The sequence below is a fragment of the Arthrobacter sp. MMS24-S77 genome, assembly GCF_054888235.1.
In genome coordinates this window covers 833,298-850,068 of sequence record NZ_JBTZRN010000001.1, presented here as the reverse complement: position 1 = coordinate 850,068, position 16,771 = coordinate 833,298, and the positions used below count along the sequence as shown (strand labels likewise).

The window sequence follows — 16,771 nt, the reverse complement described above, 5'->3', positions numbered from 1 at the left end:
ACCCTTGGCAGTCACTGCGTGCATTAGAGTCCCGCCACCCCGTTCGGAGTGCCGACGCCCGTAGGCCCGTCCCATCCAGTGCCGGCTACGCACCATTGACTCGTGGGGCAGCTGCCCGTGGAGCCCGAGGCGACATCGTTGAATTTGTCGGCGTTAGCGTAAGGGAGGGAGTTGGCCAGGGTCGTGGTGTTCCCGGAGTTCCCGGAAAGCGCGTACATCGCGGCGATCAGGGGTGAAGACAAGCTCGTTCCCCCGTACTGTGCCCACGATGACGTGGAGCTGCTGCTCGGTGCGTACACCGCCAATCCGGTCTGTGGATCTGCGACGGCGGCCAGGTCTGCTGAAGCACGCTTACTGCACCCCGTGCCAAAGGTGGCAGCGGCCGGCAACGCGGCATTGACGCTTGAGCACCCGGATCCCGAGCCGGACCAAGCCGACTCGCCCCACCCACGGGTACTGCTGTCCTTGACCAACGACGTGCCGCCCACCGCTGTGACATAACTCGAGGAGGCGGGGTAGGACGAGCCGGTGTACCCGTTGTCACCGGTGGATGCCGTTACGGCGATGCCAGGATGGTTGTAGTACACGCCGTAGCGGGAGTCGGCAGAATCCCCACCGCCGTAGCTGTTGGAAATCGCGACGACCCCTGGCTGTTTGGCCGCCGTTGCCACGGCCGTACCAAGATTGGTGATGCTGGCTGTGGTCGCCTGCACCACGAGGATCTTGCAGTCCGGGCATGCCGAGGAGACTGCGTCGACGTCGAGGGCGGTTTCATCGGCCCAACCGGAATTGAACCGGGGAAGCTTGCTCCCTCCGTTCTGGTTCATGATGGTGAGACAGCCGTTGTTGACCGTGCATGCCGGGAGGCCGAACTGAGAACGGTAAACGCCGAGATCCCGTTCCAGGTTCGGATAGCCGTAGGCGTCCACGATTGCCACGGTCCGGCCGCCGGACTTGAGCCCTGCGATGTTGTAGGCGCTCTGGATATCCGCAGGGGTCTTAGCGGTGGAGGGCGGCGTGCTCGAAGCGGGCGCGACTTGTCCGCCAAACGGCAGCGCTGTGGCCGAGCCTGGTGAATCATCGACGTACTTGAGGGCAAAACACGACGCATTGCCGGCAGGGACATCGGGGCACACCCGCTCCGCGTGCCAATTGGCGTGCGGAGAGGGTTGGGCAACTGCCGCCGGTGCCGCCGTTGAGAGTGCGCTCAGCAACAGCAATAAAGCCCCGGAAACGCTAAGAATCTTCTTCACGAAACCTCCCTGAGGATCAATAGGATCCGCATTGACAAGACAGTCAACACGGCGCGACAAGCTTTGCACCAAACACCACACTTGTCACCCACGTCACATCCGCCCCCGCGGTTTCATGAGCCTCCGCGGATCGGGCTGAGAGCGACGGTCGGGGCGCTACTGACCCGCGACGGGGATACCGTTATGGCATGACGGCAAGCTACAGGTACGACGTGGAGGTCCTTCATCTGCTCGTGTCACCGGGGCACGCCTATTTCGGCCGTGCACGCGATGGTGCCGCTGACGTACCCACCACGGATGCCGAGCAGGTGGACGTCGTAAATGGCAAGGGCATCGTCGGTGACCGGTTTTTCGGCAAGGCCGCGCACATGGATGCCGCAGTCACCCTGATCGCCATCGAAGCCCTGGAAGCCATGGCTGCGGAGCTCGGCGTCGCACCCTTCGACCCGCTCCTCACGCGGCGCAATGTGGTCCTCAGGGGCGCCCACTTGGCCCCGCTACTAGGCGAAGAGTTCGGTTTGGAATCCCGTGGTGGCCTCGTGCGACTGCGGGCGGGGAGGCCTGCCCACCCTTGCGCCTGGATGGACGAGGTCCTGGCTCCGGGTGCCCATGCCGCTATGCGCGGACGCGGGGGCCTGCGCTGCCAACCGCTGTCGGATGGCGCATTGCATCGTGGCCCAGCTGTGTTAATTAGCCCGGTACCGCTTGAACCCGAAAAGGCCGGCCAGGCCGTCCTCCTCCGAGCTTCACGGCTGCCGTAGGCCTATGGCTGTTGGGGTTATAGCTGTTGGGGTTCTGCGTCGGATGTCGCGGTGGAGGCGTTGGCCTGATCGGCCAGGGAGCCGCGCCGACGGCTCGCCACCAGGAATGGCACTGCGATCAACTCGATCACCCCGCTTATCGCCAACGAAATGGAGTAGCCGTACACATCGGCAGCCCGGCCGAGCAGCGGTTGCACCACCACGCCACCGCTTGATCCCATGAGTGAGTCGAAGCTGAGCACTGTTGCCCGTTGCTTCGAGGGGATCATGTCGTTCACATACGCCTGCCGCACGGGGGTGCCCGCCGATTCGACCACGGCCCAGAGCGTCAAGAGCACCAGGGCCACCCAGAACACATGGGTGATCCCGAGCACCACCAGAATCAAGGCACCCACCACGCTACTCAGGATCAACACCGTGGTGCGTTTGCGAACGAGGCGCCGGACGCGAGGTGCAATCCACCCGCCGAGCACCTGGGCTCCTGCCACGATCGCCGCTGCCAGACCCGCCACGGAGTACGCGTGTGGGTCTCCGAAGAGCTGAAGCAGAAACGGCTGCAGGGCGTAGAACACATAGATCCCGACGCCGGCGCTGAACGGCGCTGCCAGCATCACGTACCGCACGGGCGGATTTTTCAAACCGTTCTCGATCGAGGCGTCAAGGACGGCGCGGGTCGCCTGGAGTGGATGGGTGGAGCGTTCGGGGGTGAAGCCGACGTCGCGCATGAGCAAGAAGGCCACCACGAACATGGCCACTAGCACGCCCACGCGCACCAGGAACGGCACTCCCAGATTAGTGACCTGCGCGATCACCCCACCGGCCACGGAGCCCACTAGCATGGCGACGCCGGACACCATCTGTCCGCGCCCGAGCACCGTTTCGAGTCCGCCTTCATACCCGGTGAAGCGCAACGCATCGACGAGCCATGCCTCCACCGCACCCGAGAAGAAGGTGAAGCCCAGTCCGAGCAATACCGACACCACCGCCCACCACAAGAAAGGGGCGGAAAGCTGCCAGAGCAGATAGTAGAGGTAGGTGGACCCGGCCAGTGTCACGGTGCCGAGCAGGAACGAGACGCGGCGCCCCCAACCGTCGGCCACCACCCCCGTGGGCACCTCGAACACCACCATTCCGGCCGTGAAGAAGGCGTTCGCCGCGAAGGCCTCGAGGTTGCTGAGTCCGGCATCCAAAAGGAAGAGGGTGTTGATCCCCCAGATGAACGAGGCCGCAAGGGTATTGCCGAGGGTCAACGTGAGATAGACACTTTGGATCTTTCGGGCGGCGGGGTTCATCGGGACGACGGCCCCGCCTTGACGAGGGGGAACCACGAGCCCATTCTCGTCCCCTTCGGCTGCACACGCTAGAGCGGACGGGACGGGACCGCTCTAGAAAATGTTTGGCCGATTTTCCGGGTTTTTCGGCGGGGCAGGTGTCTTCGACGCATTAATGTCGCACCCCTCTGGAATGCTTTGGTTATGGCCGGGAACCGGGGAACACAGCTGATCGGATCCGGCGCGCCTTCCGGAGGCGCGGGTCCGGAGGCTGCCGTGCCGGGCGTCCAAATAGAGGAACTCCTCGGCGCCGTGAGCTCGCTCCGGCTAGGCTCCGACAGCGCCGAGTTGATAAACCAGTTGCGTGCCCTGGAGAATCTGAAGTCCGCGGCCGCGGCTGCGCAGGCCCGGATTGCCGTCGCGTTCGATGCCGCCCAACGCAGCGCCGACGCGGCTGCGGGCGTCCCGGCCGAGGAACGGGGACGCGGCGTCGGAGCGCAGGTGGCCTTGGCCCGGCGGGAGTCCCCCGCCCGCGGATCCCGGCTCCACGGACTCGCCAAAGCCCTTGTCACCGAAATGCCGCACACCCTCGCCGCCTTGGACGCCGGGCAGCTGAACGAATGGCGCGCCACCTTGCTGGTGAAGGAAACTGCCTGCCTGTCCGCCGAAGACCGCTGCGCGGTGGATGAGGAACTGGCCGCCGACACCGGAACCTTCGACGGCGCCGGGGACAAGACGATCATCGCGGCGGTCCGGACCGCGGCGTACCGGCGGGACCCGCGCTCGGTCACGCAGCGCGCTGCCCGTGCCGCCGAGGAACGGTGCGTGAGCCTGCGCCCGGCGCCGGACGCGATGACGTACCTGACCGCCCTGCTTCCCGTCGCCCAGGGCGTGGCCGTGCACGCGGCCCTGTCCCGGCACGCCGACGCCCTCCGCAACGCCGGGGACGCCCGCACCCGCGGACAGGTCATGGCCGACACCCTCGTCGAGCGCACCACCGGCACCCCTGCGGGGATTTCCGGGGTGGAGGTACAGCTCGTCATGACCGACAGGACGCTCTTCCAGGGCGACAGCGAACCGGCACGCCTGCCCGGCTATGGCATCGTCCCCGCCGGCTGGGCACGGACCATGCTCACGGCCGGGAAGCCTGAGGGCGGTCAAGAACTCAAAGCCTGGCTCCGGCGCCTCTTCACCGCTCCCGGAACGGGTGAGCTTGTCGGCGTCGATTCCCGGGCCCGGCTTTACCGGCCCGGACTGCGGCGCTTCATCCAGGCCCGGGACGACACCTGCCGCACCCCCTACTGCGACGCGCCCATCAGGCATTTCGACCACATCATCCCCTGGCACGACGGCGGCACCACCAGCCTGGCCAACGGGGCAGGCCTATGCGAAGCCTGCAACCACACCAAAGAACTCAACGGCTGGACAGCACAAACCGGATCAGCAACAACCGGCCCCGGGACACGGCACGTCCTCGACATCCGAACCCCCACCGGACACCACTACCGCTCAACAGCCCCGCCCCTGCCCGGAACACGCGTGAACGGGGACCCACCCGGTTCTGCGGCACCACATTCCAGGCGCCACCGACGCAAGCTACGGCACCAAGCCAAAGCGCTCAAATACGCCGGTGTCACCGAACTACAAGCCGCCAAACTGCAAGCTGCCTAGTTGCACTCCTGCATGATGCACCGCGGAGCTTCAGCGGCCTAGCTCGACGCGTTTCCGGGGCCTCCGCCCTTCGGGTCGGGGTTATTCGGAGCAAGTGGCAGCGTGATCTTCATGATGGTTCCCCGCGGACCGCTGCGTTCGACCCCCACCGTGCCGCCTGCCCCGGTGATGATTTCACGGACCAACGCCAAGCCGATTCCGAAACTGCGCTGGCCCACTGCCCTTTCCGGGTTCTGGCCTTTCTGGTTCTGGCTTTCCGGGCTGTGTGTCCTCACGAAGCGGTCAAAAATCCTCGCCTGGTCCACTCCCTTGATCCCGGCCCCGGAATCCGAGACGGTGACTACTGCACGGCTGCCGAGCACCGCCGTCGTGATTTCGATGTGGCCGCCGGCAGGGGTGTGTGCCAGCGCGTTATCGGCCAGTGCAAGGAGGGCGCGGCGGAATCCATTGCCGTCAATGAGTGCGAAGGGGCGGTCCTTTTCCGTCAAGGCAACGCGGACGTCTTTCTCCCCGCGAGCTGCTTCAAGCTCTCGACGACGGCGCCCGCGACTTTGGCGAGATCGATTGGCTCTGACGCGGCGTCCGAAGGCGAGCCGGTGGCTGCCACGAGCAATTCGTTGACGATGCCGGTGAGGGTCGCGGTGTCGCTGCGGATGCGTGCGAGTGCCTGCCCGGTTTTTGAGTCCGGGGCAGCATCGCGTTGGGCGAGCTGGACGCGTGCATCGAGGATGGCCAGGGGTGTGCGCAATTCGTGGCTGGCGTCCTGAACGAACCGTCGCTGCAATGCGAGCGCCTCGCCCAGTGGCCTGATGGCACTCCGCGCGCTGAGCCAGCCAATGCCTCCGGCAAAGAGGATGCCCGCGACACCCGCGATGATCATGGCCTTCAGGAGGTCCTTGGTGTCCAGGTAGGCATAGACGGAGTCGGTTTCGCCAGATCCGGGCAGTCCTGGCTGGAGCGGCCGGTTGAAAAGGTAGATCGCGGCGGCCGCCAGAAGGCACAGCACCAGGACCGCGCAGGCCGCGGTGATCCGCACTGCGATCTTCAGGGAGGCTTTGCGGAGAGTCGCCTGGTCCGGGTTTTCAGTCATGGGGGCTGCCAATCTGGTATCCGAGGCCGTGGACTGTCCGGATCACGGACTTGGAGATCTTGCGGCGCAGGTGGTGGACGTAGGTGTCGATCACGCCCGGTTGGTCCGTGGGGTGGAACAGAGTGTTGATGAGGTTTTCGCGGGTGAAGACCCGCTCAGGTTCGCCGGCCAGAGTCTCGAGGAGCCCGGCTTCCTTCGCCGTCAGGGTGACCACGGCACCGTACACGGAGCGGATGGAACGGGCACCGGCGTCGAGCTCCCAGTCACCGATTCCCAGAGTCGTGGGCGGCAGGGCGTACGTCCGGGTGAGGGCTCGCAAGCGAGCGGCGAGCTCCATAGCGTCGAACGGTTTGCCCATGTAGTCGTTCGCCCCGGCGTCGAGGCCCCGGATCTTCTCATCGGTGGCACCGAGCGCCGTCAGGATGAGGATCGGGGTGGCAATTCCCTTGGACCGAAGCGCTTTGATCAAGGCAATGCCGTCCATGACGGGCAGCCCCCGGTCAATGACCATCACGTCCCAACTCTGGGTCAAGCCGAGGTGGAGGCCGTCGTGTCCATTGACAGCCAAGCGGACGGAGAAGTCCGGCTCCAGGAGTTCGCTGATGAGCGGCCCCAGGGCGGCGTCGTCTTCGACCAGGAGGAGGGACGGCCGCTCAGCTGTTGTCATGCTGTCTATTCTTCCCCGGCGTGCCCGTTCGCGGCGCCCACCTTGACCTTGCGCCGCTTCTTGAGCAACTCGACTACCCAGGGCAGGACGGAGGCCAAAACCATGATCACGGCAATGGCGTCAATATTGTTTGCGATGAACTCGTAGTGTCCCAGCCAGGAACCCAGGAGCGTCACGGAGGTTCCCCAGATAACGGCGCCGGCGATGTTCCACAGGGTGAACGATTTGTAGTCGTAGCGAGCAATTCCTGCGCTCAGCGGGGCGAATGTCCGCACAATCGGCACGAAGCGCGCCAAGACGATCGCGGGGCCGCCGCGGCGTTTGAAGAATTCCTCGGCTTTGTCCAGGTGGGCGGTCTTCAAGACCCGGGCGTCGCCCTTGAACCAGCGCCGTCCGAACTTGCGCCCCAGCATGTAGCCGATCTGGTCTCCGGCGATGGCGGCAGCTGATACGACAGTGATCAACATAGGCAATTCAAGCTGAAGTTGCTGGTGCAGCAGCCCGGTAGTGAACAGCAAAGAGTCACCAGGCAGGAAGGGGAAAAGGAGACCGGATTCGATGAACACGATCAGGGCTACGACGCCCAACGCTGCGGGGCCCAAACCTTGGAGCAGGGTGGTGGGATCAAGGAATGCGGGCATGGCAGAAAGTACGTGCACTGGTCCTCCTCAGGATCCGTGGGCTTGTGTTGCGGGTGCCTCTGACGCGGCTGCTTCTGAAGCAACCAGCCCTGACCCGGCAGCCCCTGAAACTATCGCTTCTGACACCGTTCGGTGCGGGAGCCGCTCCAGGATCCGCGGCGCGTAGCGGTTCCAGAGCCCCGCCAAGACGATGACCGCGGCACTGGTGGCCAGGAAGGACGCCACCACATCGCTGGGGTAATGGACTCCGATGTAGATCCGGGACCACGCAACCACCACGGCCAGTACTGCACCTGCCCACGCGGTGATGACGCCCCATCGCGTGCCCCGGACCAGGAAGTACAAGGCAAAGGCGAGTGCCACGGCGAAGGCCGTGTGGCCGCTGGGAAAGCTGTTGGAACCCGTTTCCGGGGCGAGGGGATCGAAAAGAAGCGCAGGATTGGGCCGGTGGCGGGCAACGATGAGTTTGAACACCTCGCTGGCAACCCAGCCCGAACATGCGAAGAGCACAAACATGACCGCCCGCACCAAGGACTTGCGAACCAGGAATTGGTACAAACCGATCACCAGGACAATGCATACTCCCGCTACGGGGGCGAAGAGAAAGTTCAATACCATGGCCACGGTAGTCAGTGCGCCCAAATGATGGCGGCTGAGTTCCTGGTCAACGCCAAGTTCGCTGGTAGTCAGGCTCGCTACCGACTGCACGCTGAAGCCAATCGCAAGGACTGCTGCTGCAAGGGCAACCCCCCACAGTAGCCAGTAGCGGGGCTGCGGAAGCACCGGCACACTGCGGCGGATGACGGCGGAAGTGCGGCCTTCCGCAGAAGCGTTCCTGTTGGCAAATGATGGCATGGTGTCTCCGGTTCGAGGGTGACGGCCCTTGTGCGGCCTGTTTCCACTCTCGCGCGGGGCATTTAAGAAGCTTAAGAACTCCTGGTCCGGGTCCTTCTCCCCTGGACCAAGAGCCCTTGACCCCGCGAGGGGCCGAGGACGAGAGTTTAGGAACGTGCTGTCCGCTCTATCGAAGGACTTGGTATGTCAGAATTTGCGATCTCGAAAGACGGTACCCGAATCGGGTATGAGCAGGAGGGCGAGGGACCGGCGGTGATCCTGGTGGCCGGTGCGATGCAATTCAGGGGCTTCGACCCCACCACTGTGGAGATGGCGAGGCTTCTCGCAGCCAAGGGGTTCACGGTCTTGAACTACGACAGGCGCGGCCGCGGGGAAAGCGCCGACTCTTCGTCATTCACTTTGCAGGACGAAATCAACGATCTCGCGGCCCTCATCGACATTGCAGGAGGCACGGCCGCACTGTTCGGCAGCTCTTCCGGGGGCGCGATATCGCTGGCAGCGGCGGCCGCGGGCCTGCCGGTCACGAAGCTGGCCCTCTGGGAGGTGCCCTTGAGGGAGGAACTCGGCACCGACGGGGCCGAATTCCTGACCGGGCTCCGGGAACGCATCGATTCCGGAGACAAGGCCGGCATCATCGAATACTTCATGAAGGACATGCCCCCTGAATGGCTGGCCGGTGCCAAGAACAGTCCCGGATGGCCCATCATGCTCGAATTAGGCCCCAGTCTCTCGGCGGACTCCGAGTCACTTGCCTGGACCCAGTCCGCACCGCGGACCGAACTGTGGTCCGGCATCGCCCAGCCCACCCTCGCGATCGTCGGCGAGCAAACGCTACCGATCATGCCGAAAGCGGCCGACTCCATCGTGGCAAATATCCCGAGTGCCCGCAAAGCGACCATTCCGGGCGCCAACCATGGCTGGGAACCCGGAGTCATGGCTGACACACTGGCCGAGTTCTTCGCCGGTTAGTACGACGCTGGCTTCCGCGATGGACCTGGCCGCGATCGCCGTCGAACTCTACACACTCGTTCCCTCGGCGTTCACGGCGGCCCGCACTTCGCGGGCCAAGGAGGCGAAATCCAGCGGGGACGCTGACCTGGCGAAACGGATCGCCCAGCTCCCCAAGCCATCGACGGCGGCGTGGGCGGTCAACATGCTTGTCCGGCACGGCACCAAGGAATTCGCCGGTGTCCTGGAGCTTGGGGCGTCGCTCGGGAAGGCCCAGGAGCAGCAGGACCACGACCGGCTGCGAACGCTCGGCCAGCAGCGCCCGCGCGTGTTGGCTGCCGCCGTCGAGCAGGCCCGTGCCGTGGCCGAAGGCCTGGGCGTCAAGGTGAGTGGCGGCGCCGCGCTGGAGATCGAGGCCACATTGAGGGCCGCAATGACGGATCCCGCCGCCGCAGAGGCCGTCCGCAGCGGGCAGCTGGTCCGCGCGCTTTCCACGAACGGTTTGGAACCCGTGGACCTCTCGGGGGCAGTGGCCGTGCCGGGCGCATCTCAGGTGGTGGCTGGCAAAGAAGAGCCCGACGACGGCGGGCGGCCGAGCGGACGCGCCGACGCACAGCGCGAACGCACCGACTCACAGCGCGAGCGCAAGAAGGCGCAAGCTGCGCTGCTCGAGGCACAGCAGAACGCGGACAAGGCCGACATGGAACTCGCTAAGGCCGAGCGCGAAAAGGCAGAAGCCGTGCGCCAACGCGAGCAACTCGTCGTCGAGGTCCAGGCTGCCAAAGATAAGCTGGCTGCGTTGCAGCACGAGCTTGCCGCCACGGAATGGGCAATTACCTTGGCCGAGCGGAACCGGAAACTGGCAACCCGGTTAGCCGGCCGGGAACGCAGGACCGAAGAAGCGGCACAAGCCCGGCTGGAGGCGTTGTCCTAAGCAGGCACCAAAACGTCCGGTATACCGGACGGCCCACGGCGTATTCTTGGACCATGAACAGTCATTCCGTGCGGCCCAAGGCGCCGGCCGCGGCCCAGGTGTTGGCGGTTCTCAGATACGTCGCAGGCCAGGCAGGTCCGGTCAGCGCGTCCATCATTGCGCGGGATGTTGGCTTGCCACGGTCCACCACGTATCAGCTCATTGCCTCCCTGATCGATGACGGTTTTTTGGTCCATCTTCCCGAGGAGCGCAAATATGCCCTGGGAGTGACCGCCCATGAGCTCGGGACGGGGTACTCGCGGCAAGCTCCGATCCAGCGGATTGCCCGGTTCCCGCTGTCCCGGCTCGTCGCCCGAACCCGCCGGACTGCCCATCTAGCCGTGATGCACGGGCGCGACGTCGTTTACGTGATCGAGGAGCGTGCGCCGCGGCAACGAGCCCTGGTCACAGACACAGGCGTCCGGCTTCCGGCCCATCTGACCGCCAGCGGCCGGGCAATGATGGCCCAGATGGACCCCGCCCAGGTGGCTGCGCTTTTCCCTGGCCCGGAGGCATTCGCCGTGCGCCACAGCAACGGCCCGCAGTCCTTGCCTGCATTGCAGGATCTCTTGGCGCGGGCACGGTCGCTTGGATACGCGTGGGAGCAGGACGAGGTCACGGAGGGGTTTTCCTCGGTGGCGGTCGCTGTCCTCGACCGGCAGCGGTATCCCGTCGCCAGCGTGACGTTGACGGTGTCCAACCGCGCGTTTCCTGGCGGAGGCACGAGGCACCGAGCCAAGGACGCCGAGACCGCCGAGGAACGGGCAGTCCGCATTGAAGACGTCGCCCGGGAATGGATTCCGGAAGTGACCAGATGTGCCAGGGAAATCTCCCGCAGGTTAGGCACCCAAGCCTGATCCCGACGTCGGGCAACGAAACCGGGCTTATCGCCGCCGGGCGCTATGGCAACTGTTCCCGGCCCATCGACAGGGACGCTCGCTCACATATGAGGCCAAATGCCGGGACGCTCGCTCACCTCTAGTGAGCGAGCGTCCGCCGGAAACACCCCAAAGGTGAGCGAGCGTCTGAGGGGGCGGGGCAAAGCCTAAACTGCTGCGGTGTTCGGCACAGAGCCGGGCAGCGGAGCAACTGCCTCCGAGCCGGGTTCCGCCGGGTAGACCATCTCAGCCGGAGCATTGGAATTCCGCTTCGCCAGCGGGTAGAACACCAGCGCTGTGACAACGAGTCCTACAAGCCAGGAGATATCGGCCCCGCCGAGCAGCTCGGTCATCGGGCCGGTGTAGAGGGTCTGCGCCAGGAACGGGATCTGGACAACGATGCCGATCGCGTAGCTGAACAACGCGGTCTTGTTCCAACGCCCGTAGCGCCCGTTCACGTCGTAAAGGGCCGGAATGTCCACCTTTTCCTTGGAAACCAGGTAGTAGTCCACCAGGTTAATCGAACTCCACGGGATGAATACCATCAGCAGGAGAAGGACGAAGTTCTTGAAGTTGGCGATGAAATCAGGTGAGGCGAGGACGGCGATGAGTACCGAGAGTCCGATGAAGCCGATCACATAGGCAAAGCGGGTCCACGAGGCTACTGCCGTCTTGCGGGTGAACGCTGTGACCGAGGTAAGCATAGTCATGTAGCCGCCATAGGCGTTCAGCGTGTTGACGGTCAGTTTCCCGGTCACGATGACGAGGTAGATGACCACCGCGATCAGTCCGCCGCCGCTCAAATTCCCGAGGAAGGCGACTTGGCCATCCAGGAACCTCGCACCCTTGGGCAAGGCGAGGGCAGCGAAGAGCGCGCCCAGGGTCATGGACCACTGGGAGCCAAGCACCGTCCCGAAGTATGCCGACATGAAGGTCTTGCGTGCAGGCGTGTTGGTGGGCAGATAGCGGGAGTAATCGGCCACGTACGGACCGTACGTCAGCTGCCATCCGGCGCCGAGGGAGATGGCGAGGAGGAAGGTGGGAAACTCGAAACCGCCGGCTCCCAGTAGCGCGCCGACGTCCTGGGTGACCAACAACCTAATGCCCAGATATGTGAAGCCAAGGATACCGACGACGGTGGCAATGCGGCCCAACATATGGATGTACTTGTAGCCCAGGGTCGCCACGATGATGGTCAGGACCCCGAAGACGATCATGCCCACGGCCGGGGTGCCGGTATGGAGGATGAGGCTGATTGCCTGTCCGGAGAGGACCGTACCGGTGGCAGCGAAGCCGAGGTACATCACGACCACCAGGACCAAGGGAATCACCGCACCGAAGATCCCGAACTGCGCCCGGCTGGAAATCATCTGTGGCAAGCCGAGCTTCGGTCCCTGGGCCGCATGAAGCGCCATTACCGCGCCACCCAAAAGGTTTCCGATCAGCAGACCGATGATCGCCCACAGGGCGTCCGCGCCGAAGACTACCGCCAACGCGCCGTCGACAATGGCGGTGATCTGCATGTTCGCCCCGAACCAGAGCGTGAACTGCTGGACCGGCGAACCATGCCGCTCGTTTGCCGGGACAAAGTCAATGGAGCGGCGCTCAACGCGCGGCCCGACTGTTCCCGTGTTTCCTGTGGCCTGCATGCCTGTTCCTTACTTTGACAACCGAAGTCCGAAGTCCCCAACTGAGAATCAATCAGAGCATGCGAAGTGACGGCTATCACCGAAAGGCAGCCATGTTTAGTCCGATATACCGGACGATAAAGGAAGAATTGCGATCTTGAGCAGTGGCGGCATGAACCAGCTCAACCCCGGGCTTGACCGGCATTGCCTGCCAAGCCCATGAACATCGTCTTGTGCAACACGTCCACGTGGCGCCGCGATACCTCAACCGCAACGCGGTCGTCGCCTGCCCGCAGGGCGTTTACGAGCGCAATATGGTCCCGGTTGGATTCGTGGAGGAACTCGATCGGGTACGGGATGAAGTATGCGTAGAGTTCCGCCAATGCCTCGTTGTAGACGTCGACCGCCGCTCCCAAACCCGAGGACGCGGCGACCAGCCGGTGAAACCTCTCGTCAGCCTGGTGATACTCGGACCAATTGCTTGATCCGGCCATTTCATGGGTAAGCCGTTCCAACTCATCAAGCTGCGCTGCCGAGGCATTGACCGCGGCGAAGTGGGTGACCGCGCATTCGAACAACAGCCGGCGGTCCACCAACCGGTTCACGGCAAGGGATTCCGCGGGCGACGCGGTGAGTTGCTCGAGCACGTTCCGCGGCGGCTCGTCCGCGACAAAGGTTCCTCCGCCACGTCCTCGACGGCGGACAACGACGCCCTGGTCAGCCAGGCTCGCCAGGGCCCTGCGTGCCGTGATCGGGCTGACCGACAGGCCCAGCGCGACGTCTTGCTGGTCGGGCAGCCTCTCCCCCGGCTGAAGCAGCCCCAAGGAGATGGCCATGCCGATCCGCAGGCGCACGGCGTCGATTGCGCTCCTCCGGTCGATTCCGAGCAGAGGGGCAGCACCGATCAATGAGTCGCCGGTGGTGTCCTCGAGCTGTCGGGTCATATCCGCTACTTTACGGGGCAAGATCCACCTTCCTTTTATTTGATCATTATGATCTAATATGAGGCGAGTCACAACAACAACGTGGAGAAACCAGTGCAACGCATCCTTCCCCTCATCGCCGCGCAAGCATCACCCCGACTGATCGGCGAACCGATCGAGGCCTTCGCAGCCGAGGTCGCCGCCGCCGTCGCGGTCCAACCGCAAAGCAAGCTCGTGGTCTTCCCGGAACTGCACCTTTTCGGGGATTCCAACCCGGACCTGCAGCGTACGGAAGTGCTGCAGGACTCGGCCGAGCCGCTTGACGGTCCGCGCGTCAACGAGCTGCGGCAGCTAGCCGCGGACTTGGGCATCTGGCTGGTTCCGGGCAGCGTCTGCGAGCGCGGCCCCGAGGGGCAATTGTTCAATACCCAGTTGGTCCTTTCCCCCGAAGGCGAGCTCGCCGGCTACTACCGCAAGGTCTTTCCTTGGCGCCCCTTTGAGCCCTACGACCCCGGCGACCGGTTCACAACCGTCCACCTGGAAGGGATCGGCACGGTGGGCTTGAACATTTGCTACGACGCCTGGTTCCCCGAGGTGACCCGCCAGTTGGCGTGGATGGGCGCCGAAGTGATCCTCAACGTCGTTAAGACCACGACGCCGGACCGCAAGCAAGAACTCGTCCTCGCCAAGGCAAACGCGATCGTGAACCAAGTCTTCATGGTCAGCGTCAACTGCGCGGGCCCCACCGGCAAAGGCCTCAGCCTGATCGTCGACCCCGAGGGAAACACGATAGCCGGGGCCGACGACGACGCCCCCACCCTTCTCGCCGCGGAACTGGACCTCTCCGCCGTCGAGCATGTCCGCACGCACGGGACCGAAAACCTCAACCGTCCGTGGTCCCAATTCCGCCCCGGCGAACCACCCATCGAGCTGCCCGTCTACCAAGGCCGCATCGACCCTGCCAACTGGACCCCGCGGTCCTCCAACTCCTAAGGAACCACCGGTGACAACGCAACCGAGCCTCACGCGCGCCCTGAAACTGCCCTCGCTGGTCCTGTTCGGGCTGGCCTACCTGACCCCGCTCATCGTCCTGGCGATTTTCGGCGTGATCGCCGAAACCACCGGCGGAGCATCCCCGTCGGCCTATCTGGTGGCCATGGTCGCCATGCTCTTCACCGCGCAGAGCTACGGACGGATGGCCGTTGCCTATCCGGTGGCAGGCTCCGCGTACACCTATATCCGGCGCTCCATCGATTCCCGGATCGGCTTCCTGGCCGGTTGGGCTGTCCTGCTGGACTACCTGTTCCTGCCGATGGTCATCTGGCTCATCGGCGGCTCCTACCTCACGGCCCAGTTCCCCGATATCCCCATCGGGGTGTGGATTGTCGCGTTCATCGCCATCACCACCCTGCTGAACGTGGTTGGCGTCAAGGTGGCGGACAAGGCCAACTACCTCCTCATGGCGTTCCAGCTTCTGGTGATCGTCCTGTTCGTTGCCCTGTCCGTTGGAACCCTGCTTTCAACCTCCGGTGTGAGCGCCCTGGTCAGCACAGCTCCCTTCTTCAACGACACGTCGAGTTTCGACAAGATCACCGCCGGGGCCGCCATCGCCGCGTACTCGTTCCTGGGGTTCGACGCCGTGTCCACCCTCACCGAGGAAACCATCGAGCCGAAGAAAACGGTCCCGAAGGCAATCATGCTCGTGGCACTCATCGGAGGCGCGATCTTCGTCGTCGTTTCCTACACCACGCAACTGATCCACCCCGGCGGGGTCTTCGACGATTCGGCATCGGCGGCATCGGACATTGCCTTGAAGATCGGCGGGCAGCTCTTCGGCGCGGTTTTCCTGGCCGGGCTCGTCGTATCTCAGTTTGCCTCCGGACTCGCGGCACAGGCCAGCGCCTCGCGCCTGCTCTACGCCATGGGCCGGGATTCGGTACTTCCCAAGAAGGTCTTCGGGGCGCTGAACAAGTCCTTCCACACACCCGTCTTCAACCTGGTCATCACCGGCGCGGTGGGACTCATCGCCATGTTCCTGGACGTTGCCACCTCGACGTCGTTCATCAACTTCGGCGCCTTTACGGCCTTTACCCTGGTCAACATCTCGGTCATCGCCTACTACCTGCGCCAACGACGCTCGGGGCACCGGCTCAACCAATTGTTCTACGTGGTCATCCCGGCGGTAGGCGCCATCATCGACGGCTTCCTACTCTCCCAGCTGGATTCGAACGCCATCACGCTCGGGCTGATCTGGCTCTGCGTCGGCATCGTCGTCTTGGGAATCATCACCAAGGGATTCCGGAAGGCACCCCCGGAGATGGTGATGGAGGAAAAGAAGCCTCCCTGGTGTGATGGCCGATCACCGCGTGACGGCGGATCACTGAGAAGAAGGAGTGTGCAGTGCGCATCACTTTAGCCCAGATCGATTCCGGCACGGACGTCGACCGCAACCTCGAGCTCATCGAGGACTACTGTGCCCGGGCCGCCCGCGAGGGCTCTGACCTCATTGTGTTCCCGGAGTACTCGACGTACGAGAAGAACCGGGTGGACCGTAGCTTTGTAGACATGGCCGAACCCCTTGACGGCCCGGTCGCCACAGAGCTCTGCGCGACGGCGGCACGTCACGGGATCGCCGTCGTCGCGGGCCTCCTCGAAGCCTCCGATGAACAGGACCGGGCCTACAACACGCTGGTGGCCATCGGTCCCGACGGCTCACGCCTTGGCAGCTACCGGAAGATCCATCTGTTTGACTGCCAGGGATTCCGCGAGTCGGAGTACATCAAAGCGGCGCCGGAGCCCGAACCCGTCACGTTTTCCTGTGGCGGCATCACCTTTGGATTGATGACCTGCTACGACCTGCGCTTCCCGGAGTTGGCGCGCACGCTGGCCGAAGGTGGGGCCCAAGCGCTCCTCATCTGCTCGTCATGGGTTCCCGGCACTGCGAAGACGGGGCAATGGGCCACCCTGGCCAAGGCCCGGGCCATTGAGAACGGCGTGTACGTGGCGGCTGTCTCCCAAACTCCGCCCGTGTCCATCGGCCGCAGCATGCTCATAGACCCCTTGGGTACAGTCCTGCACGACCTCGGCACGGAACCGGCCACCGCAACGCTGGACCTTTCACCAGACGCTGTTCGGGAAGCCCGGGAACAGTTCCCCACCTGGAAGCATCACCGGCTCCTCTAGGAATCTCGCGACCTCTTCTAGGCCGCCCC

17 protein-coding genes are annotated in these 16,771 nt (G+C 64.3%); 8 read left to right on the top strand and 9 right to left on the bottom strand.

The features are described from left to right. Nucleotides 1-23 precede the first annotated feature (23 nt). Nucleotides 24-1,253: a S53 family peptidase gene (locus ACX5I4_RS03940; RefSeq protein ID WP_461835511.1), complete on the bottom strand. Its 1,230-nt coding sequence runs from the start codon at nt 1,251-1,253 to the stop codon at nt 24-26. 188 nt (nt 1,254-1,441) lie between these two features. Here ACX5I4_RS03940 and ACX5I4_RS03935 point away from each other — a divergent pair, with 188 nt between their 5' ends. Beyond that, entirely contained in the window at nt 1,442-2,014 is a 573-nt protein-coding gene (locus ACX5I4_RS03935; protein WP_461835510.1) for an MOSC domain-containing protein, read from the top strand. Between the two features lie 17 nt (nt 2,015-2,031). Here the strand turns inward: ACX5I4_RS03935 and ACX5I4_RS03930 are convergent, their stop codons facing one another. Next, nucleotides 2,032-3,306, bottom strand: a complete 1,275-nt coding sequence (locus ACX5I4_RS03930) for an MFS transporter (protein WP_461838639.1) — start codon at nt 3,304-3,306, stop codon at nt 2,032-2,034. A gap of 183 nt (nt 3,307-3,489) precedes the next feature. Here ACX5I4_RS03930 and ACX5I4_RS03925 point away from each other — a divergent pair, with 183 nt between their 5' ends. Next, nucleotides 3,490-4,956: an HNH endonuclease gene (locus tag ACX5I4_RS03925; RefSeq protein WP_461835509.1), complete on the top strand. Its 1,467-nt coding sequence runs from the start codon at nt 3,490-3,492 to the stop codon at nt 4,954-4,956. Nucleotides 4,957-4,994: 38 nt separating this feature from the next. Here the strand turns inward: ACX5I4_RS03925 and ACX5I4_RS03920 are convergent, their stop codons facing one another. The 5 genes from ACX5I4_RS03920 to ACX5I4_RS03900 are packed head-to-tail and all read right to left on the bottom strand — an operon-like array spanning nt 4,995 to nt 8,209. Then, on the bottom strand, nt 4,995-5,444 hold the full coding sequence (locus ACX5I4_RS03920; RefSeq protein ID WP_461835508.1) for a sensor histidine kinase: 450 nt from the start codon (nt 5,442-5,444) through the stop codon (nt 4,995-4,997). Then, the gene (locus ACX5I4_RS03915) at nt 5,441-6,046 is read right to left on the bottom strand and encodes a sensor histidine kinase (RefSeq protein ID WP_461835507.1); all 606 of its coding nucleotides are present in this window, start codon (nt 6,044-6,046) and stop codon (nt 5,441-5,443) included. Before ACX5I4_RS03915 ends, ACX5I4_RS03920 begins: the two co-directional genes overlap by 4 nt. Then, nucleotides 6,039-6,713, bottom strand: coding sequence for a response regulator transcription factor (locus tag ACX5I4_RS03910; RefSeq protein WP_461835506.1), 675 nt, complete (start codon nt 6,711-6,713; stop codon nt 6,039-6,041). Before ACX5I4_RS03910 ends, ACX5I4_RS03915 begins: the two co-directional genes overlap by 8 nt. 5 nt (nt 6,714-6,718) lie before the next feature. Then, nucleotides 6,719-7,372 (bottom strand): DedA family protein, encoded by a 654-nt coding sequence (locus tag ACX5I4_RS03905; protein ID WP_461835505.1) that lies wholly within the window; start codon nt 7,370-7,372, stop codon nt 6,719-6,721. Between the two features lie 9 nt (nt 7,373-7,381). After that, entirely contained in the window at nt 7,382-8,209 is an 828-nt protein-coding gene (locus tag ACX5I4_RS03900; protein ID WP_461835504.1) for a phosphatase PAP2 family protein, read from the bottom strand. Between the two features lie 183 nt (nt 8,210-8,392). Between ACX5I4_RS03900 and ACX5I4_RS03895 the strand changes: the two genes are divergently transcribed. The 3 genes from ACX5I4_RS03895 to ACX5I4_RS03885 are packed head-to-tail and all read left to right on the top strand — an operon-like array spanning nt 8,393 to nt 10,987. After that, nucleotides 8,393-9,178: an alpha/beta fold hydrolase gene (locus ACX5I4_RS03895; RefSeq protein WP_461835503.1), complete on the top strand. Its 786-nt coding sequence runs from the start codon at nt 8,393-8,395 to the stop codon at nt 9,176-9,178. Continuing rightward, entirely contained in the window at nt 9,123-10,091 is a 969-nt protein-coding gene (locus tag ACX5I4_RS03890; protein ID WP_461835502.1) for a hypothetical protein, read from the top strand. The genes ACX5I4_RS03895 and ACX5I4_RS03890 overlap by 56 nt, the downstream gene beginning before the upstream one ends. Before the next feature lie 53 nt (nt 10,092-10,144). Further along, complete coding sequence (locus ACX5I4_RS03885) at nt 10,145-10,987, top strand: IclR family transcriptional regulator (protein WP_461835501.1); 843 nt, start codon at nt 10,145-10,147, stop codon at nt 10,985-10,987. A 188-nt stretch (nt 10,988-11,175) separates the two neighbouring features. Here ACX5I4_RS03885 and ACX5I4_RS03880 read toward each other — a convergent pair whose 3' ends face one another. Together ACX5I4_RS03880 and ACX5I4_RS03875 are read right to left on the bottom strand one after the other, a co-directional pair. Beyond that, the gene (locus ACX5I4_RS03880; RefSeq protein WP_461835500.1) at nt 11,176-12,657 is read right to left on the bottom strand and encodes a purine-cytosine permease family protein; all 1,482 of its coding nucleotides are present in this window, start codon (nt 12,655-12,657) and stop codon (nt 11,176-11,178) included. Between the two features lie 161 nt (nt 12,658-12,818). Further along, complete coding sequence (locus tag ACX5I4_RS03875; RefSeq protein WP_461835499.1) at nt 12,819-13,580, bottom strand: FadR/GntR family transcriptional regulator; 762 nt, start codon at nt 13,578-13,580, stop codon at nt 12,819-12,821. Between the two features lie 93 nt (nt 13,581-13,673). Here ACX5I4_RS03875 and ACX5I4_RS03870 point away from each other — a divergent pair, with 93 nt between their 5' ends. The 3 genes from ACX5I4_RS03870 to ACX5I4_RS03860 are packed head-to-tail and all read left to right on the top strand — an operon-like array spanning nt 13,674 to nt 16,742. Further along, on the top strand, nt 13,674-14,552 hold the full coding sequence (locus ACX5I4_RS03870) for a carbon-nitrogen hydrolase family protein (protein WP_461835498.1): 879 nt from the start codon (nt 13,674-13,676) through the stop codon (nt 14,550-14,552). A 10-nt stretch (nt 14,553-14,562) separates the two neighbouring features. After that, nucleotides 14,563-15,975, top strand: a complete 1,413-nt coding sequence (locus tag ACX5I4_RS03865; RefSeq protein WP_461835497.1) for an APC family permease — start codon at nt 14,563-14,565, stop codon at nt 15,973-15,975. Next, nucleotides 15,960-16,742 (top strand): carbon-nitrogen hydrolase family protein, encoded by a 783-nt coding sequence (locus ACX5I4_RS03860; protein ID WP_461835496.1) that lies wholly within the window; start codon nt 15,960-15,962, stop codon nt 16,740-16,742. The genes ACX5I4_RS03865 and ACX5I4_RS03860 overlap by 16 nt, the downstream gene beginning before the upstream one ends. The last annotated feature ends 29 nt before the right edge of the window (nt 16,743-16,771 follow it).

What these genes read in the sequence shown, in the direction of transcription:
- ACX5I4_RS03895 (WP_461835503.1), top strand. Translation starts at nt 8,393, where the DNA reads ATGTCAGAATTTGCGATCTCGAAAGACGGTACCCGAATCGGGTATGAG.
- ACX5I4_RS03935 (WP_461835510.1), top strand. Translation starts at nt 1,442, where the DNA reads ATGACGGCAAGCTACAGGTACGACGTGGAGGTCCTTCATCTGCTCGTG.
- ACX5I4_RS03930 (WP_461838639.1), bottom strand. Translation starts at nt 3,306, where the DNA reads ATGAACCCCGCCGCCCGAAAGATCCAAAGTGTCTATCTCACGTTGACC.
- ACX5I4_RS03925 (WP_461835509.1), top strand. Translation starts at nt 3,490, where the DNA reads ATGGCCGGGAACCGGGGAACACAGCTGATCGGATCCGGCGCGCCTTCC.
- ACX5I4_RS03910 (WP_461835506.1), bottom strand. Translation starts at nt 6,713, where the DNA reads ATGACAACAGCTGAGCGGCCGTCCCTCCTCCTGGTCGAAGACGACGCC.
- ACX5I4_RS03880 (WP_461835500.1), bottom strand. Translation starts at nt 12,657, where the DNA reads ATGCAGGCCACAGGAAACACGGGAACAGTCGGGCCGCGCGTTGAGCGC.
- ACX5I4_RS03900 (WP_461835504.1), bottom strand. Translation starts at nt 8,209, where the DNA reads ATGCCATCATTTGCCAACAGGAACGCTTCTGCGGAAGGCCGCACTTCC.
- ACX5I4_RS03875 (WP_461835499.1), bottom strand. Translation starts at nt 13,580, where the DNA reads ATGACCCGACAGCTCGAGGACACCACCGGCGACTCATTGATCGGTGCT.
- ACX5I4_RS03885 (WP_461835501.1), top strand. Translation starts at nt 10,145, where the DNA reads ATGAACAGTCATTCCGTGCGGCCCAAGGCGCCGGCCGCGGCCCAGGTG.
- ACX5I4_RS03890 (WP_461835502.1), top strand. Translation starts at nt 9,123, where the DNA reads ATGGCTGGGAACCCGGAGTCATGGCTGACACACTGGCCGAGTTCTTCG.
- ACX5I4_RS03915 (WP_461835507.1), bottom strand. Translation starts at nt 6,046, where the DNA reads ATGACTGAAAACCCGGACCAGGCGACTCTCCGCAAAGCCTCCCTGAAG.